A 25,283-nucleotide genomic window follows, 5' to 3' on the forward strand; every position below is an offset into this window, starting at 1 on the left:
TTACGGGACAGTCGCAGGACAGTTTCGGGATAGTTTGGGAGGTTCAGAGGCATTTTCGGGGCATAAAACATAATTGGTGCTTTTATTTCCTTTTGTTTCTTCCGGAAAATAATCTATTTTTCTTTTTAAATGACCTCTCTCTAATATATAATTTTAAGTTAGAAATGAAAATCTTTATTAAGATTGTTTTTCTATATACTTTGGTATTTAATGAACGGCATGCGCAGAAATTGTTAAGCTCGATTTTTTTTGCTCTGATTAAAAAATTCAAAGGCTGGTAAATGGGATGTTTGGCTCGAAAAAATGTGGATTTTTGAGCTCTAATCCTGATTGGGATTTTCTCAAAAAGGTGTAAAAATGAAAATTAGAACAGTACTCACAGTGGCTTTGCTGGTTATGTTAGTAGTTTCTGCACCAGTCTCGGCTGTAAAGCCTGAGGACCGAGATTGTATAAATAACCAGTTTGCAGGGTTTAACCCTTTTATCGGGTTGGGAATTTCCTACATACCATCTGTATTTGCGGTTTTAGAGTTCTATCAAACTTTAACTGAAGATAATAGAATAGGCATTGTTTGTGACGATGTGGCAAAATATAGAGTTAAGATAAATGTTGGACCCGGGGAATATGACCGCATAATTCTTACCAACTATGTCAGGGAGACAGGCCCCTGGCAAAGCAGGGCAAATCAGAATTTAATAATCCTGCCGGGGCAGTCTTTAACTGAGAGCTTCTATTCTGAAATGGCGATATACTATGCCCGGGAGGGATACTGTGTATACGTCCTGGATCGGAGAGAAACAAATGTCCCGGTGACTGAAACTGATTTCAGTTGCATGGCAAACTGGACCGTCGATGAATACCTGAATGACACATATTACGGTGTCGCAGTATCAAGAATCCACACAGCTCTCCTGAATAATAATTTCAATAATAATTTCGATAACAATAAAAATCATTTCAGTTACAATAAGCTTGCAGAAAAGGTAGAGGTCGCGGCAATAGGGCATAGCCACGGGGCGTTGATTCTTACCGCTTACGAGGCAAGTGAATACGACGATTTGTTCCTGGGTGGGGTTGATAAGGTTGTGCCTGTTGAGATTATCATCAAGTACGACCCCGCATTTCCGGAGTTGATACAGACGCAGGCACTGCAATTTGAGGACATTTCCGAAAAGATGGAAAATGGAACGTATAACGCTGACAATATGGGCAGAATGATGCAGCTTGCCTCCCTGGCTTCCTCAGATCCCGAAGCCGAATCTCCCGTTCAGCCAGGGCTTACGAACAGGCAGGTCTTCAGGCTTATGGCCAGCCAGACATACATGTTCAGTGCATACCCCTATACCCCGGATTACCACTACTGGAGCGGGGACCTTGGCGGGCTCTATTACGTTGATGAAAACCGTGTGCTCAGCGCAGCTCTGGCCGGAGGAGCGGTTCCTTATGCTCCAATAAATCTGGACCTTTATATGGCCGGTTTAATGGGCAATGTGGACGGATACGAAATTGATTCTTCCGGAGTTGACTCCCCGCTGCTTTATGTCGGACTCGGGGGCGGTTTTGGAAATTATGGCTCCTGGTGGTACGAAAACGAGGTTGGGAAAACAAATAAGAAGGTTTCATCCATAATCTGGAATGACCAGGGGCACGGCAGTATAGCGCTTGACTACAATTCTCCCGAGTTGTGGTCAGAGATTAATTGCTGGCTGGAAAGCAATTGAACCGGATTGCTGGCATGGTGGGACTGAAAAATAAGAGATAATGAATTGAGTTTTCCACTTTCAATCAGTTCATATTATTCAGAATATTCAGAAACAACCTGAATTGCCTTTTCTTAACATTTTTGTCCACTGTTTCTCCCAAAAATAGAAACGGTCAATAATAGATCATAGGCCAGATCACATGCCACAGGCTATAATCAGTAAGCCTCCAGACCACCGGGGACAGGAAGCCGTATTTCCGGAAAAGGGTAATTGGGATCAGGTTTCCGGCAAATATGAAGATGAAGAGCCCTGCTCCGAAAACCATGTCTGTCAGCATTCCCATCTGGTACATACCCGTTATTTGCATGACCGGTTCCCACAAACTTGCAAGGAGGGCAGCAGCTACAAAAACCTCATTCTGCCGTTTTCCTTTCAGGAGGATATTTGAGATAAACCAGACCAGAAATACTGTGGGTATAAGGTGATAGAGAATTTCAAGGAAGATCCCCCCACTTACATATACGGGGATGGAATATGGAAACGGCACATGGATATTGGGCAGGGTCATTGCCAGGCCGACAAGGATCTCTATTATGGCAAAAGCGATGCCCAGGAGGACAGGATACAAAAACCGCTCTTTGTTTGAGATCTTTTTGTCCATGATGTCCGGAAAACCGGTCTTCCCGGCCAGTTTCATGGCAATAAAACCGAAAACTGCTGCCGGGATTATTGCTTCCCAGGTTCCGGCCCAGTTTTGTACAATAAAATGGTCGACTCCCAGGTATGTCCAGACAGCTTTTCCAAGCAGCATTAATGAGACGAGGGTCAGGAAGGTCCTGTCAGACTTCGAAATTCTGTCTACAGTCCGTTTATCCACAATATTATTTTTGTTAGAAACTTTTACATAAAGGTATCTGCCAGAGTTCTACAGCAACTCCCCAGATTGCGGACCTTTCACGTTTTGGAAGGATTGCGAACAGGTTAATAATTCGATTTTCCTACCATATCCACAGCTTTGTCTATCAGGTATTCCCGGTGTTTCGGGTCCTTACTTCTCCAGGCGACCCTCAAAAGGCCGTAGCTCATGTAGAGGGGGAGGACCTTTTTTATCCGGCGGTATTCTTTTTCGTCCCGGCTGTAGCTGCGGAGGAAGCGTTTGATGTGAGGAATGGATGCACGAGCCGAGCCTTTCCGGGCGAAATGGTGGAAAACTTCGGCGCAGAGGATTCCCAGGTCATGGACACAATGCCCGTGTTTTGTAGCCAGTTCGAGGTCTATGGCATAGGGTTTGCCCCTATGGAAAAGGTAGTTTGCAGGGGTTGCATCGTGGTGGACCAGGCAGCCGTGCTTTGTATCCAGGAGAGGGCAATTCTTCCATTTTTCAAGCCTTTGTTCGTACCGTTTCCTGGTGGAACTGCGCAGAGGCATCCGGTTCAGGATGCTCCGGATTTTTGCAAATTCCTTTTCTTTTTCGTAGTGGTTCTGTGTATTCCTGTGGAGTTTACGCAGGAGCCGGGCTATATCCTTCAGTTTTTTGTCCAGGTCTTTTTCCCTTTTCAGATACCAGGAAAAGGGTTTTCCCGGTATGTACTCGGTTACGAGCACGCAGTCGAAATGGGCGTTTGTTGCAATCGGGTGTGGAATCTCTATTATTTTTTCAAGCTTCTTGAGTTTGTAATACTCGTTCAGCATGGCTTTTTTGGTGTCATACTTTTTTATTTTCCCTGTTGGTTTTGCAAGGAATTTCGCAATAACACTGAAGCCTTCTCCCTCAAACTCATATCTGCAGACCCTGTGGGACGCAGGCCTGATCCTGAACTCACGGATGTTACAGTTTTTATTCCGTATCCTGTGCCCCTCTACACTGACCAGCCAATCCCTGAAGGAATTGCCCTGCTTCAGCTTTCTTACGTACTCCTGAGAAATACAACCCCCCCATAAAGCAGGAATCTAGAACCAAGTTTTTGATTTTTATCGGTCGATTCAAGCATTTTTTAATTTTCAGCCGGAAATTCAGCTTTTGAAATAGGGTGTATAAAAGTAAAGCAACAACAGCCACGATTACAAAATAGGTTCTCTATAATTATTTGTCTAAAATTTTTATTTGAAATTTCCCTTCCCCCAGTTGTCCCACAAACTCATGATACTAGATGATCTCAAACTATTAAAATTATGTCCTGTTTATAATTATTTTCCTTAAGTCCACCTGTATGCCATATTTAATAATTCAAGGGGCCTCTTGCTGGTTGCAAATAAATGATCTGCACATGGATGAGCCAGAGAGCCCAGCGTTTCAAAAATAAACCTGTTCCTTTTTGAGTGTTATATTTTTTAATCAATTTTGCTTTCGCCAGATTGTCATAGGGCTTTTTTCCCATTATGCCCCTCGCAGCAAAATTCGCACTCTGAAAGGGGTATTTCATCCCTAATCCCTGAAGGCAGCCCTGAAAATGGCCTGTTTCTCCAATTTTGCAAAACATTATTAAAATATATGTTTTCGTTTTCTCACTGTTCCTGCTTCCATGCAAACTCTTATATTTTGAACAGATCAATTTCATATAATGGATTTTCTAATAGTCGTTTCAATAATTGCAGCCCTTCTGATTGTCATCGGAATTGGGGTTTTTCTGTATTTTTACCGAAACTTATCCGAAGAAGAAATAAGGCTGAAGAAGAGACTGGCTCTCGTTACTTTAAAACTTTTGATTATAGGTCTCCTGATCTTCCTGGCTCTGGTCTTTCAAAGATAAGTGGGCAGGCTGGGATTCAGGATTTTTTACTCCCTTTCCTCTCAGTTTTTTATTTCCTTTCCGTTCCTGATTTTCCTTTTTTCCCTTTTGATTTGCTTATTTCCGGACAGGGTCCCTATTTTTTACATATCTACTTCGCCTTCGTGTCCCAGATGCTCTTTGTTGGTCTTTTTTTGCCTATTTATATCTCCTTGCGATGCTCCGTTCACGGTCATGTCGTCAATTATCTTGTCAGCGATTTGCTTGCGCTTTTTGTCCATTTCCTTATCTTTATTTCCGGTCATTTTATTCCTCCTTTATTTCTCGGTATTGTTGTGGGTGTCGTTTCGGCTATCGTTTCGGCTATCGCTGCAGCCATCGTTGCGGATTTCTTTTGTTTATCGTTGTAGATCTTCTTACGGTACGTACTTTTCCAGATTCCACCGGGAAACTGCCTGTTCCTTAAAGCCTTTGTAAGCTTTACGAAATTCATCATGGGTAAAGACCGTTACTTTGTGTTTGGAAGAAGAAGCCCAGATCCAGTACGGCGTATTGTCCCCCGTTTTTTTCCTGTATCGGCCCAGAAAAATAGTTGTGTGAGGCAGATTTTTTATTATGCACATATCCCCCGGCTTCAGTTCGAGGCAGGGGTCTGTCATATCGGAGGGCCTGACCGATGTTTTGACCCTTTCGGTGTACGGGTATTTTCCCGTGTATTTTCCAAGGTTAAGGGCGTTTGTATCCGGAATCAGGGTGTTATCGTGATAGATGATTTCCAGGGCGTCCCGTATAGCCTCAATCGAAAGGGCGGAACAGTCTATAGCGTTTCCTTTCATCCAGACATTCCAGCCTTTTTCGAAGCCGTCGTTGTAGATTATATGAAGCATGTCATCGATCCCGGTGCGCTTGCCCTGAGCGCCCATTACGAAGTCCGTGCCGTCATACATGAGCAGGCGGTTTATGTATGCCTCCATTACCAGTGAATAAATCACGGCTTTATCAGGATGGTGATAGGAACAGACCGGTGCAAAGCCTCCGCTTCCGTCTTCTATAAGGAAATACCGGCCTTTTGAGGGGCATAAGGGTATTGACCTGAGGTAAGCCGGGACCAGTATGTGGACTGATTGCCAGCCTGTCGACTGGTAGTCGTCGAGTGCCTCCTCCATATCGGCCATAACTAAAGCCGTCTCAATTGAACGCATATTTCGAGAGCAGATAGGTTTTGAAATGTCCATTGTGCTTCGACATCCTGGTATTTTGATTTCTTACGGTGGGGGAATTTTCGCTTAGGGAATTAATGATAAAAAAACGAATCCAACATTCTTCTTTTTTTAGAACACTATTCTTCTTTCATTTATTACAATATATTTATTTCTATTAAGTCTCTTAACTCTGGTGTCACCCGTAGATTACTACTTTTTATATTCAGTATGACTTGCTGGTATTGTTAAAAGTGTGCCGAATATTTTTCAAAAAAGTTAATAAAGCCCCTATGTAAAATATAGGGATGGAAATGACAGTCCCGGGGCAGGAACCAGAAAAAGAATCCGGAAGAAAATCCGCTAGGGACAACGAAGGCTGGGTTTACCGGAGCATAGGTTTCCTGATACTTTTACTGTTCTTTAAAACCTGGAGAATCCTGGACGAAAGCTGGAATTCCCTTGACCAGCTGCCTCTATACGTTTACTTTGGAGTCCTTGCCGTCTACCTGCTGGCAGAAAGAATCTCATACCGGGGATTGGGTAATGGGCCGGACAATACGGGAAAACAGACGAAGAAATGGACCAGATACCTGCTTTTACTTTTCTGGTGGCCGCTGTTAATTCTGCCGATTCTGGAATACAGTCTGGTTTCAGAGCTCAGCCTGTTTTCTGAATACGGTTTCTATCCGAACTACAGTCTTGTCGTTGCAGTTGCAGGTCTGGCACTAACCCTATTCGGTACGGGCCTGAGAGCCTGGGGTTTATGGTCCCTGGGAAAATATTTCTCGGCTCATATCGAGATCCGGGACGGTCACGAACTGGTCGAAACAGGACCTTACAGGTTTATCAGGCATCCGGCTTATGCAGGTAACATTTTGCAGGCGGTGGGGATTCCCCTTATCCTGAACGCTTACTTTTCCCTTTCCGTTTCGGCGGTCCTGATTCTCCTTTTCTTATACCGACTTATACTGGAAGAAGAGGTTTTGAGCCGGGAAGTTAAAGGTTATAAGGATTACTTAAAAAGGACATACAGGCTCATACCTAAAATATGGTAACCGGTAACCGGCAATTCGGAACCTGATTTTTGGGCAGTGGCAGATCAATAAGTGGCAGGTCAAGTATACAGTCAAGTACATAATGCATCAACTTCATAAAAAAGTCTATGACTGAAAACATAAACGTTCTGGCAATAACGATTTCTTTGATGGGAATTGCTTTCATGCTGCACTTTTCCGCCACGAAGTATTATTTTTTTGGCCAGGATCCCACGGGCTTCAGCATGGGAACTCTGGGCCTTATTTTTACTTTGCTAGCTGTCCTGTTAAGCGCTTATAACGTGATTCGAAAATAAATGGATAAGTAATTGTGAAACTTCCCAATTTCTTTCATCTCTGTGCAGAAAAATTCTTTCACTCTTTTTCTGTTTAAGTGAGTTTTTCAGCCGTTACCTGCAGGGCAGAAGAAATGTCGTTCAAGCCTTTCAGGATTTTGTACCCTTTCTCGGTAATCATGTAATCTCCCCTTTCGTGCTGCTGCAGGATAAGTCCGCTTTCCGTCAGCTTCTGGAGGTGGAAGAGGAGGTTTCCGCCCCGCAGGCCGGTAAGTTCGGAGAATGCTGAAAAGCTCTTTGTTCCGAAGGCCACGGCTTTCAGGATTTCAAGGCGCTGGTTGTTGGCGACGGGTTCGACGATCTGGTTGATGACGGTGTCCGTTTCCAGGGTTGAAATATCCTGTTTCTGTTCCTGGTTATCCTCATAGATCCGCATGGAGCGCATCAGGTTTACCTGTTTTACAAAGAGGCCCGATACTTCGGAAAAGCAGCGTTCGCATTTGCTGTAAGGAGCTCCGGTCCTCATTTCTTCAATCTGCTTCCTTGTTTTCGAAACAAGGGTTTCGTCCACATTCTTCTGTTTTATGAGCCCTGCATTGTTCTGAAGGAGGGCTGTGAAAGAGGACCTGCAGTCCCCGTTTTCAGGGCATTTTTTGACCATGCCGCGGTCAAGCCCCGTATCAATATCTTCGAAAAGGTGACTGAGAAGGACGTTGGAGTATTCGTTCCTGGAACTTTCCAGAGCTGACTCGAGGGTAACCCTGTTCGAGTGTTCCATAACTTTTTTTATGTCGTTGTGCATCTCGGAAAGTTTTGTCCTGATAGCTTTCATTTCAGCTATTTCGGAACTTTTTAAGGTTCCGGAAGCTTCGGAGTGGACCTTTACCTTGCTGCTGTTTCCCATGTTATAACAATTCCCTGTTTTATTTGATATAGTTTTTGTTGTAACCTTCAAGGTCATTTCTTTAATTAAATCTCCCGGGGGCACGGGACTGTATTAAGTATATTTTTATGCCGATTAAGTATATATCAATAACTGACTAATAGATGACATGAGGCATCTACTGCCTCTTCAGGTACGTAAAAGGGAGGTGAAATGAATGGTAAAGTGCGGAATTTGTGGTGGAGAAGCTCCGAAACAGCCCTGCATCACTGAAGAAGGGAAATGCGACCTCTGCGGTAAAAAAGTAAAGCTTGCGGAAGAAGAAGAGAAGAAAGAATAAAGGGAAATAGGAATAAAGAGAAGGTAAAATTAGGTAAAATAAGAGAGATTTAATTCCTTCTTTTTAGCAACCACACCACAAGGAACTATGGATCTTCGAGCAGTACCTACCCCTCCAATAGTGAATTAATGACTTTTTACAAGTTGGGGGGGACTGCTCGCTTTTTCGGAATAACCGGAACAAAACCTGTTTTGATTAACAAATATTTTTTGATTTATTAACATTTTTTAATAGAAACCTTTTTTGATAAAAGAAACGCAGGTAAAAAGATAGCTTCAGATAAAAAGATAACTTTTCATATCTCAAACGTAACAATTGGGGGTCCAGTTTGAACAAACAGAATTTGACGTACCTCGTCCTTTTTTTCGTGATTTTGGGTGTAGTATTGATTTTTGTATCAAAGCCGGAAACCAGTCCGTCAGGATTTGAAACTGTGAGTGTGGACGAAGCCAGGGAAATGCTTGAAAAAGACGACTTTTTCCTGCTTGACGTCCGCACACCTGTCGAGTTCAACGAATCGCATATCGAAGGGGCAGTCCTGATCCCGCTTGAAAATGGCTATGGGTCAAATCTGGGTCCTGACCAGCTTTTAGAAGCCCGGATAAACGAAGTTCCCAAAGGTGAAAAGATACTTGTCTACTGCAGGACCGGGCGCAGAAGTGCTGTTGCGAGCCAGATGCTGGCAGATGCCGGCTACACTGATGTTTATAACATGGGAGGAGGCATCAATGAATGGATGGCAGCAGGGTATCCTGTCGTAACCGGTCCTTGAAGATTATATATGGAGGCGATATTGAAGGAAGTCTCCGCCGTCACAATTCTTTTGTGGAAAAGAGTTCTACGTATGTGAAAATCTTCAGTCGGAAATTGCCCTTGGATAACTATGCAAAGGTATTAATTGGAGAAGTATGAGTTATATTATGTGGGTTATTTGATTACAGAAGGTCCTGATAAAATCCCGAGGTAATAATTATGTGTAGTGTTGGAGATTCTTTTGATATCGAGCTGGAAGGTAAGCTGGCACCTAAAAATTATGTATGCAAAGACTGTGACAATAAATTCAAAGGTATTGGCAAGAATGTGAAGTGTCCTTCCTGCCAGTCTGCAAATGTAGAAGAATCCAAATAATCAACTGGATTTTTTAAATACTTTTTTTTACGATGAAAAAATCGAGCTCTTCTAAAGACATTTTTAAAGACATTTCACTGAAGGTAAGTGAAATGCTTCTCCTGCGCGGTAGAGCAGGAACAGTGGCTATTGTAAAAGCAGGTCCGAATGGACAGTTCTTTCTGGAAACCGAAAGCGAAGAGATTGTACTCGGACTGGAACCCCATGACCTGATTGTAGCTTCTGCTTTTTCGGTGGATGAGAGAGCTGAGAAGGGGCTTAAATGCGTTCTCTTCATGATTCGGGAAATCAGGTCACCATTAATAGTTCTGCCAAAGAGCCATCCTGCATCACCAAGGCTTCCAATCGTAGTGTCGGCTGGTCAAAAGACTGTTCTAAGCTGCAATATCACACCCGGCACGCACCCGAACCAGGACGTACTGTGCGGTTCGAATGAATTTAATGGCCTGGAACTAACAGGAACACCGGAAGGCGTACAAATTAAAAATATGCCGCAGTGTGAGGTAATAAAGGTTAACTTTGATATCTGAGTGACAGCTTTCTGTCAGGGTTGGAACTTCATTTAGGAACTGCGGTTTAATTCTATTTTTGGTTAAATTCTATTATCCCGGTGCACGCATCCATTAAGGTTAAATCCACCCTTCCCTGAAATCTCTTCATGCGCCGAATCATCCTCGCCTCCGCATCCCCCCGAAGAAAAGAGTTGCTAAACCAGCTTATCGGGAATAATTTTGAGGTACATGCCAGTTCTTATGAGGAATCCCCGATTCCTGGCCTGTGCCCCGAATCTCTTCTAATACGCCACTCCCTTGAAAAAGCCAGGGATGTAGCAAAACATTTCGAATCCGGGATCATTATCGCAGCGGATACTTCCGTAATTTGCAACGGGGAAGTACTTGGAAAACCCCATACTTCGGAAAGAGCAAAAGAGATGCTGGAAAAAATAAGCGGAGAAACCGTACAGGTCATCACTGGACTCACGGTGCTGGACCTTGACGAAGGGAAGGAAATCAGTGAATCCGAGATCACGGATGTCCGGATGAAGGAAATGAACGAAAAGGAAATAGAGGCTTACGTCAGGACCAAAGAGCCCCTGGATAAGGCGGGAGCTTTCGGGATTCAGGACAAAGGGGCTGTACTTGTGGAAAGGATCGAGGGGGATTTCTTCAATGTGGTGGGGCTTCCCCTGTTCAGGCTGGGGAGGATTTTTGAAAAGTTCGGAGTGTCAGTTTTCGGGGAGGAATGATCACATCATATCACTTTATTTGGAGCGTTAATCCTCTGTGTACGTTGAACCGCTCTATTTACCTGCAATTACCTTCTTTTCCTTTATTTGTAACCAGATGGTCTATTCGAGGCCTGCTTCGTTTTCTTTATATCATAGGGGTTTTATCTTAATTATAGAGTCATAAAATCAATTCAATTCGTAAAATCAATTCATAATCAATTCAATTCAATTCAATTCATAATTTTCCGGTGGTGTTAGGAATGCTGCAAGTGTACAATACCCTTACCAGAAATAAAGAGTCTTTCAAGCCCCTGAAAGCAGGGGAAGTCTCGATTTATGCGTGCGGTCCTACGGTCTACAATTTTCCCCATATCGGGAATTACCGGACTTTTCTGATGACGGACAACATCGTTAGAACCCTTGAATACCTGGGCTACAGGGTAACGCTTGTTATGAACATCACGGACATCGACGACAAGACCATCCGGGACTCAGGAATTGCGGGGATGTCCCTGAAGGATTTTACGGAGAAGTACACGCAGGAGTTCTTCCGGGGGCTTGACATGCTGAACATCCGGAAGGCCTCGTTTTATCCCAGGGCCACGGATAACGTGGAGGGGATGATCGAGCTTGCCCGGAAATTGATCGAAAAGGGTCTGGCCTACGAAAAAAGTGGGTCGGTCTATTACCGGATCTCGGCGTTTCCGGAGTACGGGAAGCTTTCGAAAATCGATTTCGACGAGATCAAAATCGGGGCTTCGGTTGATGTGGACGAATACGATAAGGACAATCCTAGGGACTTTGCCCTCCTGAAAGCCTCAACGCCGGAGGAAATCGAGCGGGGGATTTTCTACGAGAGTCCCTGGGGCAGGATCCGTCCCGGCTGGCACACGGAATGCTCTGTCATGTCCATGAGAGAATTCGGGGACACGCTGGACATCCACACCGGAGGTGTGGACCTAATCTTCCCGCACCACGAAAACGAGATCGCCCAGTCCGAAGGGGCTACAGGAAAACCCTTTGTCAGCTACTGGATGCACGGGGAACACCTGATAGTGGAAGGGGAGAAGATGAGCAAGTCGAAAGGAAATGTCTTCACCCTGCCCGAAATCGTCGAGATGTACGGGGGCGAAGTTGTCCGTTTCATGTTCCTTTCGGTCCACTACCGCAAAAAGCTGGACTACTCGGAATCCTTTGCCGAAAATGCGAAAAACAACTACCTCCGGCTAAAAGAAACCCTGGATAACCTGGAATTTGCCCTCAGGAGTGCCGATGATGGAGAATATTCCGGGGGCAGGGAAATTCTTGAAGTTCTCCCGGAACTGGAAAAGCAGTTTAAAGAAGCCCTCGAAGACGATATCAACACCCCAAAAGCCATAACGGTTTTCCGGGAACTCTCCCGCAGTGCTAACAGGTACCTGGAAACCGGGAAAAACAGGGAGGTCCTGGAAAAGACCCGTACCCTTTACCGCAGCTTTGCGGATGTCCTGGGGCTTTTCGCCTCTGCCGGGGAGGAAGAAAAGGTCCCTGAAGCTGTTTTGAAACTTGTCGAAGAACGTGAGGAAGCCCGGAAGAAAAAGGACTGGGCAAGCGCAGACACCCTCAGGGATAAAATAAAGGCATCCGGCTATATCATCCAGGACACAAAGGAAGGGCCAAACCTCAAGAAAGTTGAGTGATTTTGTTTTCAGATTGTTTTCATGTGATTTTAATATTATTTTCACATGATTTTCAGGTTTTTTAACGTGATTTTCAGATTATTCCTACATAATTATTATTTTTTTTCATGTTATCTGTTTAACGTGATTTGTTTAACGTGATTTGTTTAACGTGATTTGTTTAACGTGATTTGTTTAACGTGATTTGTTTAATAACTCATCAAAAATACTCGAATAATTATGTCGGTTAAAGCGGTTTTCATGTTGCTTTTTTGTGAAGAACCCGTTTTATGTTTAACCTCTAATGTTCATGATTTTCTATTTAGATTTTTAAGCAAACATTTATATATTTATACACTTTTCTAAATGTGTGTTGAAGTACTTACTTCGGAAATGAAACCCTGGCCTGATGCGTTGAGGTATCCATTTCCCGGAAAATAGCCCGCGTTTTTTCGTGGACTATGTTTGTTTATCCGCAGTTTTTTCTTCCTGTAATTTAAAATTATTTGTTTACAACATCTTCAAAGTCTTTCACTGTTTTATAGAGTATTTCGAGTAAAACAGCATCAACCATTATAATTCTCTTTAAACACAGACTCAAAAATTTCAGATATCTCTCTCAAAGAAGTGAACCCCATCATGTTCTGGAACAAAGAAAGTATCGTAGAAAAGATCGGAAAGATCCCGGAAACCCTTGCTGATATTTCGGAAGATATCTTCGGGGGCATAAGTGTGGAAAATGACTGCTTGCACAGGGTTAGCCTTTCGGGCAAGCAGGACCCGGAAGCTCCTTACGTGTGCAGGGGCCTTTACAGGGATATTAATATTGAGCAGGCGCTGATGTATCCGTACATTGACAGTGCTTTCTCCAATGAGTACGCCGTTCACCCTACCCGATACAGCTTCATGCTGCCCTACGAAATTGCCGGGGAAGGACTTAAAAAGGGGTGCAGGGTCATCCCGCCTGAAGAGCTGAAAGAAAGATACCCTCTGGCTTATTCCAGGATCACCGAATTCAGGGAACTTTTCCACCACGCCAACTCTCCGCTGGAATCTCCTGGCTACTACGGTCTCCACGGGAGGAAAATGCTTGAGTATGTCGGGACTCCCAGGCTTGTTGTTACCGATTCTTTCCGGCTGCAGGCCTGCTATGATGCAAGCGGCAAACACATTTTTGAGGAAGGCTGTGGGATTGTATTGAAGGACCCTTCCAGGTATCACTATGTCCTGGCTGCCCTGAACAGTTCCGTTGCAAGGACCCTTCCCGCAATCTGCAAACTGGAAAACCCCAACTGCGGACTCACGACCCCTGCAGCCCTGAAGCGCTTCCCGATTGCTTTCCCGGATGATGAACTCATCGAAAGCCTCATCAGCACGATTTCCCGTTACCTTATCTACATCCACGGCCAGGTCTACGCCGCAAGCCCCTCCGAAAACACCCGGAACCTCCAGGCCTTCTATGCTCGGATCGTAAACCTCCTGGTCCTGGACACCTACCTGACCAATGACCTTGACCCGCGCTTCCTGGAAATCCTGACCGACAACATCACCCCACTTCCGGAAAAGCTTGAATACGAAAACGGGTCCGAGCTCATGAGTACCCTCAGGACAAGCAAACAGAATATCCTTGAGACCCCCGATTTTGGAAAATGCCGCTTCACCGCCGAATTCACGAATATCCTGGCAACCCTGAAGAATAATGGGGTGTGGTAAAAGCAGAGGAGTATTTTCCCTCCTCTTTATTTCCTACTCTTTCCTTCTTCATTTCCTCTTTTCATTCTCTTTTTTGTCTCTCTTTCCTCTTTTTATTCCCTTTTTGTCTCTCTTTTTCCTCTTTTCATTCCCTTTTTGTCTCTCTTTTTTCTTTTTTAGTTTCTTTCTGTTACGTATCCTCCATAAATTATTTATCAAATTGTATACTATTTTATTTATATTAACGCAGCCCATTTTTTGGGTCTTATCTTTTAACTTAAGGTCCGCTATGAACAGAATCCGGGGGGATACAAATTATGTTTAAATCGATGATCAGAGAGATTGCAATCGGGAATGCCGGTGAAAAGGCTAATGAAAAAGCAGGTGGGAAAGCTGGTGGGAAAGCTGCCGGGACAACCTGTAAAGAAGGTGATGAGAAAGCCGTAGAAGGTTCTGTCAGGAAAGAGGGTTTTCTGGCAGAACTGGGCAATGCTCCCGGCACGGTAAAAATGGTCCTGGTATCTCCAAAAGCCGTTGAAGAAAAGTCCCAGGAATCCATTGACAATGCAATGTTTGTCATTCAGGAGATTTCCAAAAAAGTTATGGATACTGTGGAAGCGAGCCGTGCCGAACACAGGCCTTCCCAGGTACAGCTGGCTTTCGGGCTGCGGCTTACAACCGACGGAAGAGCGGTCATCACCAAATCCGAAAAGGAAACCAACATGAAGGTTACGCTGGTGTGGAAGCGTGGGGATGAAACCGCCTCTCAAAAGGAGTAAAATTTTCTATTCGAGAATTTTTCCGAAAAGTAGTTGAGAGCAGGTAGTTTATCCACCATCCCGTTCCTCTCCTCTGGTCTCTTTCAACACCTTCTAATTCTTATATTATTCTTCATGTTCCTACCTCATTCTACAGTGCTCTGCATACGTTTTTACAGGAAACGTTTTTACAGATCAGGCTGCGAGTTTTCTATCTTTTCAAAATGGAATCTTTCCTGCTTGCCAGAAAATCCTGCTTTGTGACACGATATGCCATATATGCCATATCCGTGTCCCGGTTGCTAAGATGTCCTCACGGACTACATCGTTTTAATATTATTTAATTGCCATAAAATTCATATCATAGGACATGCATTCCCGATAAATAACTAAAAGGTGAAAATCGTGTTTTCCCGCATCATCCCCAGACAGCGCAAAATGTCCACTCGTGTAGGTGGTTTCCTTATCCTCATGAGCGAGACCATGTTCCTCTTTTCGATTCTGAACTTTCTCATGATCAGCCGCCTGCAGTACTACAGTTCGGGAGACTCTTATATCCGGACTCTCTTCCCGCACTATATTTTCTTCCTCGGAGCCATGGGCTTTGTCGGGCTGACTGCGATGTTTTTTATTTATACTTACATCCTGCCAAGCAAGCAGCGCTTTTCCCAGGAACAGGCGGTTAAAGACAACAGGAGCCCTACCTATAACAAGCTGCTTGAGGTTCAGGATGAGCTTGCAGATATGCGAAAGATGATGGCAGACCTGTCGGAGAAGGTAGAGAATCTTTCAAAAGAAGAATAAAACCCACAGACCATAAACCCACAGACCATAAACCCACAGACAATAAACCCATAGACAATAAACCCACAGACAATAAATTGCAAACTGCTAAATCCTGATTTGAACCTTCCCCGGAGACCATGGCCCTCGAAATCACCCCAATCCTCAACGAACCTGCCTTAACCGTCACAAACACCGAAACCGCGCTGGTCATAGCCGATATCCACCTTGGGATCGAGTGGGACCTGTACAGGAGCGGGATCAACCTCCCCAGCCGGATGAAAGAGCGGCTGATAAAAATAGAGGGCTACATTGAAGAAAGCGCCCCTGACCGGATAGTGCTCCTTGGGGATGTCAAACACAATGTCCCGCAGGTCTCCTGGCAGGAGAGGGACGAAATCCCGCGCTTCCTCGAAGCCCTTGCAGCGTATGCTCCTGTGGATATTTTGCCCGGGAACCACGATGGAGGAATCGAACTCCTTTTCAACAGGCAAAAGGACATCAGGGTGCATTCTGCACGGGGAGTGGTCCTGGATGGGGTCGGGTACTTCCACGGGCATACCTGGCCTGCTCCGGAACTTCTCGGTGCCGGGTCCGTTGTCACAGCTCACAACCACCCGACGGTCCGTTTCACGGATTCATTCGGCTATTCTACAAACGACCCCGCCTGGATAAGGACGCGGTTCAATCCCGAAGTTCTCAGGGAACGCTTTAAAAACCTGGATTTTAACGATAAGATTACCTGGGCCAATCCGGAGGTCTTCATCATTCCTGCCTTTAATGAACTCTGCGGGGGTGTTCCTTTCAACGAATCCTCTTACGAAGACCTGCTCGGACCTGCATTTTCCTCGGGCAGCATAGAACTCGATTCAGCTGAAGTCTACCTTCTGGACGGTACCAGGCTTGGGCTGGTCAAAAACATCCGGAAACTGGAACATACCAGGCCGAGGCCGGGAAAGCGGAGCAGATCTCGAAAAGGTTCCAAAAAAGGTTCAAATCCTGATAAGGAATAAAAACCATAGCAACCGGAATACCGTCTTCCGTCGTCTTTGTCACGCGCGAAGCGCGGCCTTTCCCGTACCATTGCCTAAAATGATGGTAAGCAGAAGTACCCGAATCGGCAGCCTGGTATACTTATCTCTAAAAATAAGAATGCTAACCACTTATTATCAACTCATTAATCACTCCCCAACCACCAGCTACCCCTTCTGCCAACTACCAGCTAAACCGATACTACCAAAAAACTATCAGACCCCAGAAAAATGACGTTCAATAACACCTTCGACTCCTTCCACCCCAGAATCCGGGAAGCCCTTAAGACCCTGGGTTTCACCAGACCCACCGAACCGCAGGAACGGGCCTTTCCCTTCATCCTTGACGGAAAGCACACTCTTCTGATCGCCCCCACCGGCTCAGGAAAAACCGAATCGGCCGTCCTGCCGGTCTTCCACGCTATCCTTAAAAAAAAGCCGGAGAAGCGGAGCGGGATATCCGCCCTCTACATCACCCCCCTCCGGGCTCTCAACCGGGACATGCTCTCCCGAATCGAGGTATTGGGAAAGCTGCTCGATATCAAAGTGCAGGTCAGGCACGGGGATACCCCGCAGAGCGAGCGGCAGAAGCAGTCCCGGAACCCCCCTGACTTCCTGATTACTACGCCTGAGACTTTGCAGGCGATGTTTACGGGCTCCCGGCTTCGAAAGAACCTGGAATCCGTGACCCATGTCGTTGTGGACGAGATCCATGAGCTTGCAGGCTCGAAACGGGGAGCCCAGCTTGCTGTGGGACTCGAGAGGCTGGTTGAACTTTCGGGAGAGTTCCAGCGGATCGGGCTTTCTGCGACGGTGGGGAACCCCTGGGTGATTGGGAAGTTTCTGGCGGGGGCTGAGCGGGATTTTACGGTTGTAATGGTCCCCCTGCTCAAGCTTCTGGAGTTCGATGTTGTCAGCCCGCAGGTCTCGGGAGAGGCCGAGGACAAAGAGGTTATGGAGATTGTAAGGAAGGTCGGCTGTGAGCCGGAATTTGCTTCCCAGCTCCGCTGCATCCGGGACATTGTCGAGGAGAGCGAGTCAACCCTGATTTTTGTAAATACCCGGCAGAGTGCGGAGGCTCTTGCAGCGGGTTTCCGGAAGATGGGGGCTTCAATTGGCGTGCACCACGGCTCGCTTTCTTTTGAGGCGCGGATTGAGGCCGAGGAGTCGTTCAAGCACGGGGAGCTCCGGGGCCTGATCTGCACGTCTTCCATGGAACTCGGGATCGACATCGGAAAGGTTGACCGGGTGGTCCAGTACGGGTCTCCGCGGCAGGTATCAAGGCTGCTCCAGCGGGTTGGGAGAGCCGGGCACAGGATCCATGAGGTGTCCAGGGGGACGATTCTTTCGATTGAAGCCGACGATACGGCTGAGAGCATGGCGATTACAAAGGCTGCCCTGGAGGGAAGAGTGGAGGATATTTTCCCGCACGCCAAATCCCTGGACGTCGTTGCAAACCAGATTGCAGGGATGGTGATGGACTTCGGGGAGGTGAAGGTCGAAAAGATCTATTCGATTCTCAGGCGGGCGTATATTTTCAGGGACCTGAGCCCTGAAGAGCTGCAGCGGGTGGTTGACCAGGTTTCCGATTACAGGCTGGTCTGGCGGGACGAGGGTTCGCCTGCTGTTAAGAAGCGGAAGAAGAGCTGGCAATATTATTACGATAACCTTTCCATGATCCCGGACGAAAAGAAGTATGAGATCTACGACATCGTGAGCGGCAAGTCCGTAGGGACGCTGGACGAAGCCTTTGTGGTGAACTTTGCAAGCCCGGGCGCCGTTTTCATTACGAAAGGGGACATGTGGCGAGTCGTGGAGATGCCGGATAAGGAGCGGGAGCCGGGCAGGGACCGGATCAAGGTGGAACCCGTGGAGGGCATGGGGGAGGTCCCGAGCTGGACCGGCGAGGAAATCCCGGTGCCTTTTGAGGTGGCCCAGGATGTGGGAAAGCTAAGGGCCGAGCTTGCGGAGCTTGTTCTTGAGGGACTTGAGGATGAAGAGATTGCCGAAAAGCTCAGGGAAAAGTACCCCGTGGATGTCCATTCCGTACTCGAGGTGGTCAGGCTGGTCCGGGAGCATGTGGAAGGAGGTTTTCCGCTTCCGGATGCGGACACGATCGTGATCGAGGATGAGGGGGAGGCTGTGACCCTGAACGCCTGTTTCGGGCACAATACGAACGGGACGCTGGCACGGGTTTTGACCTCGCTTCTTTCGGCGCGTTTCGGGAGCAGTGTGGCTCAGGAGGTGGACCCGTACCGGATCAGGCTTACGCTTCCAAGGCGGGTCGGGCCTGTGCAGATCCGGGACATGCTGCTTGCGATCCGTCCGGAGCATGTAGAGCCTATCATCGAAAAGACCCTTAAGAACACGACCCTGATGAAGTGGAAGATGGTCCACGTAGCCCGGAAGTTCGGTGCCCTTTCAAAGGACATAGAGTACGACCGGATCAGCATGAAGAAGCTGCTGGACATCTACGAGGGCTCTTCCATGTACGACGAGGTGGTCAGGGAGATCTTCCACGATATGCTGGACGTGGAACGGGCAAAAGAGGTGCTGGAAAGGATAGCTTCCGGCGGGATCGCAGTCGAGGTATCGGGCCCGACCCCTATCGGCTCTGCGGGTTTTGCCATGAAAAAGGACCTGGTAGCCCCCGAAAAGGCGGACCGCTCAATCGTCCTTGCCTTAAAGGAGCGGATCATGAACGACCGGGTGATCCTCTTCTGTACGACCTGCAAGAAATGGACCTCCCGCCGCCAGGTGAAAAACGTCCCCGAAGAAATCGTCTGCCCGGTCTGTGATTCCAGGTCGATTGCAGCCCTCAAACCCTGGGAAGAAGAGGAGATCAAACTGGTGAGAAAACAGGGCAAGGGCAGCCCCATCTCAAACGAGGAGAAAAAGAGGGTCCAGCGGGTCTACAGGAACGCAAGCCTTGTGATGTCCCAGGGGAACAAGGCAGTAATTGCGCTTGCGAGCAGGGGAGTCGGGCCTGAGACGGCGTCAAGGGTTATTGCGAAGTTGAGGGTGGATGAAGAGGCTTTTTACAGGGATATCCTGAAGACTGAGAGGCAGTATGTGAAGACGAAGAAGTTCTGGTGAAAAAGTAGCAATGATTTGTTAACTTTTTTTATTTTTATTTGAAGCCTTTTTTCCTAAAACGTATTACTTAAGTACTTTAAGTTTGAACAATTTCAATTATATTTTTTATCAAGTGTGGGTCTGAGTTTCCATGAGTGAGCTTGACGAAACAATTAGCAAAATACGTTGTGGTGAAGTAATTTTATGGGTTGGGTCTGGTTTTTCAAAGCTTGCAGGATATCCATCCGGAAGTGAATTGGCGAGAATAATTAAAAATAAGTTGAGACGTAACGAAAAGCAGTATGTTAAGAATCGATTCAACCTCGATGATGTCACAGAAGAATTTGTTCAGATACGTTCTAGAGAAGAACTCATATCTATATTAAATGAAGTTTTTAAAAAAGAACCCACAAATTTAATGTTGCATGAAATGGTTTCCAAAATTCCTCAGATTCAAACCATAATTACAACAAATTATGATAAATCTTTTGAACTTGCCTATGGAACTGATATTTTTACGATTCTTAATGATAAGGATGTTCCTACTTCTGTTGGAAATAAAGTGAATTTGTACAAAATACACGGAGACATAGATGTTCCAGACTCTATAATTATTACAAAAAAGGATTATTCTGATTACTACAAAGAGCAAAAAGAAAACCTTCTCTGGAATGAAATAAGATCGCTAGTCTCAAAATACTCAATATTATTCATTGGCTACTCATTTGAAGATTCCAACATTAAATCTGTGTTTGAAGATGTTCTGGAAAGATTAGGTGAATCGCATAAAGATTACTACTTGATAACTCGTGATTTACCTGATCACAAAAGATGTCATCTTTCAGATAAATATTCAATTCGTTACATTAAGATGTCTGCTGAAGATGCAATTAGTAACATCAGAAAAGAAGTTGAAAAACATCTTATTATAGATGCAGAGAATGGATACATCCCTAAACACCTTACTAAGAAAATCTTTGAGGAAAGAAAGATTAATCCCAAGTTTTCCATCATTGAAGAGGGGAAACTAAATTTGGAAACTATAACCTCCTTGGAAGGAGGTCCTCAAATAGAATTTGATGTATCTTTAACAGCTCCAACGGATAAAATTAGTACAGTACATGAATTTAAGGATATTATTTGTGGGAATAAATTTGATGAGTGTGTGCTGTCGCAGGATAAATGTAAAATTAATATTTCCGCAAAGATTGGTGAGTGTCTATTATTCGATCCAAAAAACAGTGATGTAAGTTCTCTTACAGTTACAAGTACCCCTAATCGTTCAATCTCTGCAGATTTATTACTTCCCAAATCATGTTTCCTTTTTAATAATTTAAAGGGAGAGCATTATTTTTCTTGTTCAGCTTTTACAATCAAAATATTTCATTCTGGATTTGATTTAATTATTAAATCTTTAGATGCCACAAAACCTGAATTTAACATTCATTTTAGTATTCATGAAGTAAAAAGTGTAGCGCAAGGATATCAGGTTTATAGTTTTTTTAACACTTGGATTGAAGAAGATGAACTTCAAATTTACTTCGATTTTTCTGATAAACCTTTCACAATTCTATTTAGCAAGTTACACCTTAAGGAAAAAGAAGTTCAGAAAATACGAGTAAATTATGATTTATACTCAAAACTTTTTAGGGTTCAAAGAGAATTTGGGGTAGTTTTTAGTGATCTGAGTCAAATTACAGATGACGATTTTCATTATTTGAATAAAATAATATATTTACTTGATGGAGGTAAATCGTTTTTAGATAATATTTCTTGTCAATTGAAAATAATGAACGAAAATGGGTTTTTGAGAATTCTTGAGGACGAAATCCCCGTCTCCAAGTTTTATCCGATCATCAAAGAATTTAAAATTCTAGGTATTCAAATCGTTTTATTGTGTGCTGTTTACGTATATGATGGATTTATTGTCAACAAAAATGAAGTAGCTTCAAAATTGGAAGAAGGATATAAAGAGGTTAATGTCACAATAGCTAGTAAAAATGATACCTTATTTTTGGTGTATAATAAAGAGTTATTAAATGATGAAAGTGTTAGTCATAGGTCTTAATATAAATTCTACTACTTTTTTTATATTGCTAGGCATACAAAATAAATTCTATTTGTTTAAATTTTATGATTTGCCTTTTCCGAACTTTTGTAATATATTATTATGTTTTGTGGATGGTTGGCTGGCGGAAAAATATAATAAAACAGTTATTTCGGTTGTTCGGGTAAGTTCCATCCTTCCGTCGTTCTACGGTAAAATGGGTGTTTTCTGCTGCGTTGAGCTTTCGAAAGGTTGAAATGATTTTTAGCGTCCCGTTTTTCGACTTGCTGATTTGATGGTGGGCGGTTGGCTGGCGGAAAAATATAATAAAACAGTTATCTTCTCTGGCTGTTTCCATTCAGAAGTGTTTTTGTTTTGGGATGACTACTTTTTTGTTTCCCCTGTCTTCTACGTCAGCTATTTCTCCGTAGAGTAAATCGAGTGTATTTTTATTTATGACATCTTCGGGTTTTCCGTTCTCTATTACAGCGGTGTCTTTTATCACCACTGCCTGGTCACAGTACCAGATCACATGGTTCGGGTCATGTGTTGCTACTACGATGGTTTTTCCGGCTTGTGAGAGTTCTTTTATTTTGTTCCAGATCATTACCTGGTTCTGGTAGTCGAGTGCGGAACTTGGTTCGTCAAGTAGCAGTATGGGAGTATTCTGGTTAAGTGCTCTTGCGAGCAGAACCAGCTGCAGTTCTCCCCCGCTCAGGTGGGTGTAAAACTTGTCTTTCAGGTGGAAGATGCCTACTTCTTTTATTATTTGATGGGTCTGTTTAAGATGTAGTTTATCCGGTCCGAAAGCATTTTTAAAGTAGGGATTTTTTCCCATCAGGACGATTTCTTCTACTGTAAAAGGAAAAGAAGGTACATGCTTTTGGGGTACATAGGCTACTATCTTTGCCAGCTTTTCATTTGAAATCTTTGAAATGTCTTCGCCTTCTATTTTTATTGTGCCACTTCTATATGTTTTTAGTCCCAGGCAGCATTTTAGTAGGGTTGTTTTCCCTGAACCGTTAGGTCCAAAGAGAGCGCAGAGACTTCCTTTTTTGATGTTGATTGAGCTGGCTTTGAGCACCAGTTTATTTTCATATTCAACTTCAAGGTTCTTTATTTCGATCATGCTTACCTTGCCTTGAATTTAGCTGCTTGAAACTCTTGGTTAGTCAAAGTAGATTGCTCTGTTGTTCCTTATAAGGTATATCAGGTAAGGTCCGGCAAATAGGGATGTTAGGATAGTAATTGGAATTTCTCCGGTTGTCAGTGTCCTTGCAAGCGTATCACATAGCAGTGTAAATGTAGCTCCCATGAGCATTGAACTCGGGATAAGCATACGGTGATCCGGACCTACCATGATCCTGGCTATATGTGGGACTATGAGACCTATCCAGCTTATTACTCCGACAGTCGCTACTGAAACGGACGCGATTATGGCAGAGAAAAATATGAAATACTTTTTGTAAAAATCAGTATTGACCCCGAGTGTACGGGCTTCATCTTTGCTCAGCGTCATGATATTCAGTGTCCATGCCTTTGCCCAGAGAACTCCTGTGAACACGATTATTACAGGAAGTACAAGCATCACATCATCCCATTCCGCAACGTATATCCCACCCATTAACCAGAATGTCAAGGAACGGAGCTGTTCCGAATCAGCTACAGTCTTCAGGAAGGAAATTCCCGCCGTAAAGAGCGCGTTGATGACGATCCCCGAGAGTATCAGGTTTATGACCGGTGTTTCCTCGGATTTTGTTGCTACGGAATAGGCGGCAAAAGTGGAAATCAGTGCAAATACCAGTGCTGTCATCTGTTGAGATATCAGGCTTAATCCCATTACTATCGAAAGGGCTGCTCCGAAGGCAGCTCCCGAAGATACTCCCAGGATATAGGGTTCGACAAGAGGGTTTTTGAATACCCCCTGATATACGCAGCCTGCTACCGAAAGGGCGGAACCTACGGAAATTGCAAGGAGTATTCTGGGGATCCTTATCTGGAATATTACCACATCATAAAAGTGGTTTGAATCTGCTATTCCTGAAGTTGACAGGATCGTTCTTAACACTTCTACAGGTGGAATTTTACAGGCTCCGCTGAAAAGGGCTAAGATGCAGGCTAAACTCAAAAGAAAAAAAAGTAATAAAAGAAAATTGAAACGTTTTTCCCTTTTTATAATGCCTTTTCACCCCTATAATTCCGGGTTAGTAAGCCTTTTCTCGGGTTCAATACCTTATGCTTAAAAGTCCTTCACATAAATCCATTCAAGGTACTGCTGGGCTGCAAGTTCCCTGCACTGAGTGTCATTCAATCCGTAAAGGTTTTTATGGTACTCTGTAAGCCACTCGTTTATTTCTATATCTGCAAATTCCTCCGGATACGCACTTTTTGCTTCAATTAGGATTGCTGTTGGGAATTCTAGCCCGAAGTCTCCCCACCAGGGGAAAAGTCCGACTGAAGTCACCTGTTTGTTTTTGATAGCGTCCATTACCTGCCAGCTCTCAAATCCTTCTGCAGCGTATATCTCATCTGGATCGCTCAAGGCGAGGGGTCCGTCGACCAGAATTATCTTCCCGGGGTTAAGAGAGATAATTTGCTCTTTTGAAAGTATCTGAGTGTTCTGCTCTTCATAGACGTTTTTGATATGTACGACTTCTGTTGAGAACACTGCTGAACCATAGTCAACTCCCCATACATATCCGCTTCCATCTTTAGAGAGACCGACTATCATGGTGCTTTCTTTCTCGCTTTCAGGGATGTTTTTCGTTCTTTCATATACCATATCAGTGCTTTGTTTTATGTAATCCACAAGCTCCTGGGCTTCATTTTGTTTGTTGAAAATTTCCCCTATTAATTTTATCCCCTCAAATTGGGTTTCAATTGAAGAAGAGGCGTTGGCACATCCAGCGTCAACTACGGCTACTACAGGTATCCCTGCTTCATTCAATCTGTTTATAAGTTCAAGGGTTTCTTCATTGTTTTCCGTATTTTGCAGCATATGCCAGATAACAACGTCAGGCTGTGCAGAAATCAGGGTTTCATAGTTGAAACCGCCATAGTAGGCATAACCGCAATTAGTGACATTAATAAGTCCCGGTCTCAGATAAAGAGTATCTCTATTTTTGGTTGGGTTCTTTGAGTTGGGATTAATTACACCCCCTGTGGCAACTATTTTTTCATCAACATCAAGAGCGATCATTGTTTGGATCGTAAGAGCTTTGTCTATTACGGCAACCCGCTGTGGATCCTGTGGAATTTCTACCTTTTCTCCCCTCATATCCGTGATGATTTTATTTTTTTCTGTAGCAGCGGAGTCTTCTTTGGATACACAACCTGCTGATATAATCATGAACACTGTTACAAGTAACAGCAGGAACATGGGAAGAAATTTCTTTAAAGTGCCGAGAACATGTTCTTTTTTTCCAGTTGCCAAATTATCACCCATTAACATCCTAATGCCATAAGTTTCAGATTTTTTTCTGTTGTGAACGATAAATTATTTTGTTTTCCATTTTTTAAAAATAATTTAATATATTTTTTATATCGTGAATATATGTATGTATATTAATTATTTTTGATTTGTTCTGCTGAAAAATGAGTGTTTTCTGCTGCGTCTTTTCGAAAGGTTAAATGGATTTTTAGCGTCCCGTTTCTCGACCTGCTGATTTTAGGGTGGGCGGTTGGCTGGCGGAAAA

26 protein-coding genes are annotated in these 25,283 nt (G+C 44.4%); 16 read left to right on the forward strand and 10 right to left on the reverse strand.

The window, feature by feature from the left end:
- Window positions 1-357: 357 nt before the first annotated feature.
- Window positions 358-1,722: a hypothetical protein gene (locus ACSAZK_RS12800; protein ID WP_440954492.1), complete on the forward strand. Its 1,365-nt coding sequence runs from the start codon at window positions 358-360 to the stop codon at window positions 1,720-1,722.
- Window positions 1,723-1,876: 154 nt separating this feature from the next.
- Here the strand turns inward: ACSAZK_RS12800 and ACSAZK_RS12805 are convergent, their stop codons facing one another.
- Together ACSAZK_RS12805 and ACSAZK_RS12810 are read right to left on the reverse strand one after the other, a co-directional pair.
- The gene (locus ACSAZK_RS12805) at window positions 1,877-2,581 is read right to left on the reverse strand and encodes a hypothetical protein (RefSeq protein ID WP_440954493.1); all 705 of its coding nucleotides are present in this window, start codon (window positions 2,579-2,581) and stop codon (window positions 1,877-1,879) included.
- A 104-nt stretch (window positions 2,582-2,685) separates the two neighbouring features.
- Window positions 2,686-3,552 (reverse strand): phosphotransferase, encoded by an 867-nt coding sequence (locus ACSAZK_RS12810; protein WP_440957019.1) that lies wholly within the window; start codon window positions 3,550-3,552, stop codon window positions 2,686-2,688.
- On the opposite strand from ACSAZK_RS12810, the gene ACSAZK_RS12815 reads away from it, so the two are divergent.
- A complete protein-coding gene (locus ACSAZK_RS12815) occupies window positions 3,499-3,645 on the forward strand; it encodes a hypothetical protein (protein WP_440954494.1) in 147 nt (48 codons plus the stop codon). The two genes, ACSAZK_RS12810 and ACSAZK_RS12815, sit on opposite strands and share 54 nt — an antisense overlap.
- Window positions 3,646-3,923: 278 nt before the next feature.
- Here the strand turns inward: ACSAZK_RS12815 and ACSAZK_RS12820 are convergent, their stop codons facing one another.
- Window positions 3,924-4,262 (reverse strand): hypothetical protein, encoded by a 339-nt coding sequence (locus ACSAZK_RS12820; RefSeq protein WP_440954495.1) that lies wholly within the window; start codon window positions 4,260-4,262, stop codon window positions 3,924-3,926.
- A 3-nt stretch (window positions 4,263-4,265) separates the two neighbouring features.
- Between ACSAZK_RS12820 and ACSAZK_RS12825 the strand changes: the two genes are divergently transcribed.
- On the forward strand, window positions 4,266-4,454 hold the full coding sequence (locus ACSAZK_RS12825) for a hypothetical protein (RefSeq protein ID WP_440954496.1): 189 nt from the start codon (window positions 4,266-4,268) through the stop codon (window positions 4,452-4,454).
- Window positions 4,455-4,576: 122 nt separating this feature from the next.
- Here the strand turns inward: ACSAZK_RS12825 and ACSAZK_RS12830 are convergent, their stop codons facing one another.
- A complete protein-coding gene (locus tag ACSAZK_RS12830) occupies window positions 4,577-4,738 on the reverse strand; it encodes a hypothetical protein (RefSeq protein ID WP_440954497.1) in 162 nt (53 codons plus the stop codon).
- Window positions 4,739-4,849: 111 nt separating this feature from the next.
- Entirely contained in the window at window positions 4,850-5,635 is a 786-nt protein-coding gene (locus ACSAZK_RS12835) for a hypothetical protein (RefSeq protein ID WP_440954498.1), read from the reverse strand.
- A gap of 305 nt (window positions 5,636-5,940) precedes the next feature.
- Between ACSAZK_RS12835 and ACSAZK_RS12840 the strand changes: the two genes are divergently transcribed.
- Together ACSAZK_RS12840 and ACSAZK_RS12845 are read left to right on the forward strand one after the other, a co-directional pair.
- The gene (locus ACSAZK_RS12840) at window positions 5,941-6,690 is read left to right on the forward strand and encodes a methyltransferase family protein (RefSeq protein WP_440954499.1); all 750 of its coding nucleotides are present in this window, start codon (window positions 5,941-5,943) and stop codon (window positions 6,688-6,690) included.
- A gap of 107 nt (window positions 6,691-6,797) precedes the next feature.
- Window positions 6,798-6,986: a hypothetical protein gene (locus tag ACSAZK_RS12845; protein ID WP_440954500.1), complete on the forward strand. Its 189-nt coding sequence runs from the start codon at window positions 6,798-6,800 to the stop codon at window positions 6,984-6,986.
- A gap of 73 nt (window positions 6,987-7,059) precedes the next feature.
- Here the strand turns inward: ACSAZK_RS12845 and ACSAZK_RS12850 are convergent, their stop codons facing one another.
- On the reverse strand, window positions 7,060-7,869 hold the full coding sequence (locus tag ACSAZK_RS12850; protein WP_440954501.1) for a winged helix-turn-helix domain-containing protein: 810 nt from the start codon (window positions 7,867-7,869) through the stop codon (window positions 7,060-7,062).
- A gap of 196 nt (window positions 7,870-8,065) precedes the next feature.
- On the opposite strand from ACSAZK_RS12850, the gene ACSAZK_RS12855 reads away from it, so the two are divergent.
- The 6 genes from ACSAZK_RS12855 to ACSAZK_RS12880 all read left to right on the forward strand — a co-directional run bounded on the left by ACSAZK_RS12855 (window position 8,066) and on the right by ACSAZK_RS12880 (window position 13,915).
- The gene (locus ACSAZK_RS12855; RefSeq protein ID WP_255350986.1) at window positions 8,066-8,188 is read left to right on the forward strand and encodes a hypothetical protein; all 123 of its coding nucleotides are present in this window, start codon (window positions 8,066-8,068) and stop codon (window positions 8,186-8,188) included.
- 328 nt (window positions 8,189-8,516) lie between these two features.
- Window positions 8,517-8,960: a rhodanese-like domain-containing protein gene (locus tag ACSAZK_RS12860; RefSeq protein ID WP_440954502.1), complete on the forward strand. Its 444-nt coding sequence runs from the start codon at window positions 8,517-8,519 to the stop codon at window positions 8,958-8,960.
- A 388-nt stretch (window positions 8,961-9,348) separates the two neighbouring features.
- Window positions 9,349-9,846 (forward strand): hypothetical protein, encoded by a 498-nt coding sequence (locus ACSAZK_RS12865; protein WP_440954503.1) that lies wholly within the window; start codon window positions 9,349-9,351, stop codon window positions 9,844-9,846.
- Window positions 9,847-9,974: 128 nt separating this feature from the next.
- Window positions 9,975-10,562, forward strand: a complete 588-nt coding sequence (locus ACSAZK_RS12870; RefSeq protein ID WP_440954504.1) for a Maf family nucleotide pyrophosphatase — start codon at window positions 9,975-9,977, stop codon at window positions 10,560-10,562.
- 242 nt (window positions 10,563-10,804) lie between these two features.
- Entirely contained in the window at window positions 10,805-12,223 is a 1,419-nt protein-coding gene (gene cysS / locus ACSAZK_RS12875; RefSeq protein WP_440954505.1) for a cysteine--tRNA ligase, read from the forward strand.
- Between the two features lie 618 nt (window positions 12,224-12,841).
- The gene (locus ACSAZK_RS12880; protein ID WP_440954506.1) at window positions 12,842-13,915 is read left to right on the forward strand and encodes a hypothetical protein; all 1,074 of its coding nucleotides are present in this window, start codon (window positions 12,842-12,844) and stop codon (window positions 13,913-13,915) included.
- A 48-nt stretch (window positions 13,916-13,963) separates the two neighbouring features.
- Here ACSAZK_RS12880 and ACSAZK_RS12885 read toward each other — a convergent pair whose 3' ends face one another.
- A complete protein-coding gene (locus ACSAZK_RS12885) occupies window positions 13,964-14,149 on the reverse strand; it encodes a hypothetical protein (protein ID WP_440954507.1) in 186 nt (61 codons plus the stop codon).
- Window positions 14,150-14,211: 62 nt separating this feature from the next.
- Here ACSAZK_RS12885 and ACSAZK_RS12890 point away from each other — a divergent pair, with 62 nt between their 5' ends.
- The 5 genes from ACSAZK_RS12890 (at window position 14,212) to ACSAZK_RS12910 (ending at window position 21,609) form a co-directional block, all read left to right on the forward strand.
- The gene (locus tag ACSAZK_RS12890; RefSeq protein ID WP_440954508.1) at window positions 14,212-14,673 is read left to right on the forward strand and encodes a CU044_2847 family protein; all 462 of its coding nucleotides are present in this window, start codon (window positions 14,212-14,214) and stop codon (window positions 14,671-14,673) included.
- A 417-nt stretch (window positions 14,674-15,090) separates the two neighbouring features.
- A complete protein-coding gene (locus ACSAZK_RS12895; RefSeq protein WP_440954509.1) occupies window positions 15,091-15,456 on the forward strand; it encodes a hypothetical protein in 366 nt (121 codons plus the stop codon).
- A gap of 119 nt (window positions 15,457-15,575) precedes the next feature.
- Window positions 15,576-16,448, forward strand: coding sequence for a metallophosphoesterase (locus ACSAZK_RS12900; RefSeq protein ID WP_440954510.1), 873 nt, complete (start codon window positions 15,576-15,578; stop codon window positions 16,446-16,448).
- 249 nt (window positions 16,449-16,697) lie between these two features.
- Window positions 16,698-19,562: a DEAD/DEAH box helicase gene (locus tag ACSAZK_RS12905; protein WP_440954511.1), complete on the forward strand. Its 2,865-nt coding sequence runs from the start codon at window positions 16,698-16,700 to the stop codon at window positions 19,560-19,562.
- A 130-nt stretch (window positions 19,563-19,692) separates the two neighbouring features.
- Complete coding sequence (locus ACSAZK_RS12910; RefSeq protein WP_440954512.1) at window positions 19,693-21,609, forward strand: SIR2 family protein; 1,917 nt, start codon at window positions 19,693-19,695, stop codon at window positions 21,607-21,609.
- Between the two features lie 337 nt (window positions 21,610-21,946).
- Here the strand turns inward: ACSAZK_RS12910 and ACSAZK_RS12915 are convergent, their stop codons facing one another.
- From ACSAZK_RS12915 to ACSAZK_RS12925, 3 genes are all read right to left on the reverse strand, one after another.
- Window positions 21,947-22,717, reverse strand: a complete 771-nt coding sequence (locus ACSAZK_RS12915) for an ABC transporter ATP-binding protein (RefSeq protein ID WP_440954513.1) — start codon at window positions 22,715-22,717, stop codon at window positions 21,947-21,949.
- Window positions 22,718-22,756: 39 nt separating this feature from the next.
- The gene (locus ACSAZK_RS12920; RefSeq protein WP_440954514.1) at window positions 22,757-23,716 is read right to left on the reverse strand and encodes a FecCD family ABC transporter permease; all 960 of its coding nucleotides are present in this window, start codon (window positions 23,714-23,716) and stop codon (window positions 22,757-22,759) included.
- A gap of 111 nt (window positions 23,717-23,827) precedes the next feature.
- Window positions 23,828-25,039, reverse strand: coding sequence for an ABC transporter substrate-binding protein (locus ACSAZK_RS12925; protein WP_440954515.1), 1,212 nt, complete (start codon window positions 25,037-25,039; stop codon window positions 23,828-23,830).
- Window positions 25,040-25,283 lie beyond the last annotated feature (244 nt).

Source organism: Methanosarcina sediminis (assembly GCF_052056915.1).
GTDB lineage: Archaea > Halobacteriota > Methanosarcinia > Methanosarcinales > Methanosarcinaceae > MTP4.

Excerpts from the sequence above, each read along its gene's own strand:
- ACSAZK_RS12820 (WP_440954495.1), bottom strand. The coding sequence starts at position 4,262 with ATGAAATTGATCTGTTCAAAATATAAGAGTTTGCATGGAAGCAGGAAC.
- ACSAZK_RS12830 (WP_440954497.1), bottom strand. The coding sequence starts at position 4,738 with ATGACCGGAAATAAAGATAAGGAAATGGACAAAAAGCGCAAGCAAATC.
- ACSAZK_RS12855 (WP_255350986.1), top strand. The coding sequence starts at position 8,066 with ATGGTAAAGTGCGGAATTTGTGGTGGAGAAGCTCCGAAACAGCCCTGC.
- ACSAZK_RS12890 (WP_440954508.1), top strand. The coding sequence starts at position 14,212 with ATGTTTAAATCGATGATCAGAGAGATTGCAATCGGGAATGCCGGTGAA.
- ACSAZK_RS12910 (WP_440954512.1), top strand. The coding sequence starts at position 19,693 with ATGAGTGAGCTTGACGAAACAATTAGCAAAATACGTTGTGGTGAAGTA.
- ACSAZK_RS12915 (WP_440954513.1), bottom strand. The coding sequence starts at position 22,717 with ATGATCGAAATAAAGAACCTTGAAGTTGAATATGAAAATAAACTGGTG.
- ACSAZK_RS12895 (WP_440954509.1), top strand. The coding sequence starts at position 15,091 with ATGTCCACTCGTGTAGGTGGTTTCCTTATCCTCATGAGCGAGACCATG.
- ACSAZK_RS12880 (WP_440954506.1), top strand. The coding sequence starts at position 12,842 with ATGTTCTGGAACAAAGAAAGTATCGTAGAAAAGATCGGAAAGATCCCG.
- ACSAZK_RS12870 (WP_440954504.1), top strand. The coding sequence starts at position 9,975 with ATGCGCCGAATCATCCTCGCCTCCGCATCCCCCCGAAGAAAAGAGTTG.
- ACSAZK_RS12865 (WP_440954503.1), top strand. The coding sequence starts at position 9,349 with ATGAAAAAATCGAGCTCTTCTAAAGACATTTTTAAAGACATTTCACTG.
- ACSAZK_RS12850 (WP_440954501.1), bottom strand. The coding sequence starts at position 7,869 with ATGGGAAACAGCAGCAAGGTAAAGGTCCACTCCGAAGCTTCCGGAACC.
- ACSAZK_RS12925 (WP_440954515.1), bottom strand. The coding sequence starts at position 25,039 with ATGTTAATGGGTGATAATTTGGCAACTGGAAAAAAAGAACATGTTCTC.
- ACSAZK_RS12835 (WP_440954498.1), bottom strand. The coding sequence starts at position 5,635 with ATGCGTTCAATTGAGACGGCTTTAGTTATGGCCGATATGGAGGAGGCA.
- ACSAZK_RS12845 (WP_440954500.1), top strand. The coding sequence starts at position 6,798 with ATGACTGAAAACATAAACGTTCTGGCAATAACGATTTCTTTGATGGGA.
- ACSAZK_RS12885 (WP_440954507.1), bottom strand. The coding sequence starts at position 14,149 with ATGGGCTGCGTTAATATAAATAAAATAGTATACAATTTGATAAATAAT.
- ACSAZK_RS12900 (WP_440954510.1), top strand. The coding sequence starts at position 15,576 with ATGGCCCTCGAAATCACCCCAATCCTCAACGAACCTGCCTTAACCGTC.
- ACSAZK_RS12840 (WP_440954499.1), top strand. The coding sequence starts at position 5,941 with ATGGAAATGACAGTCCCGGGGCAGGAACCAGAAAAAGAATCCGGAAGA.
- ACSAZK_RS12905 (WP_440954511.1), top strand. The coding sequence starts at position 16,698 with ATGACGTTCAATAACACCTTCGACTCCTTCCACCCCAGAATCCGGGAA.
- ACSAZK_RS12800 (WP_440954492.1), top strand. The coding sequence starts at position 358 with ATGAAAATTAGAACAGTACTCACAGTGGCTTTGCTGGTTATGTTAGTA.
- cysS (WP_440954505.1), top strand. The coding sequence starts at position 10,805 with ATGCTGCAAGTGTACAATACCCTTACCAGAAATAAAGAGTCTTTCAAG.
- ACSAZK_RS12825 (WP_440954496.1), top strand. The coding sequence starts at position 4,266 with ATGGATTTTCTAATAGTCGTTTCAATAATTGCAGCCCTTCTGATTGTC.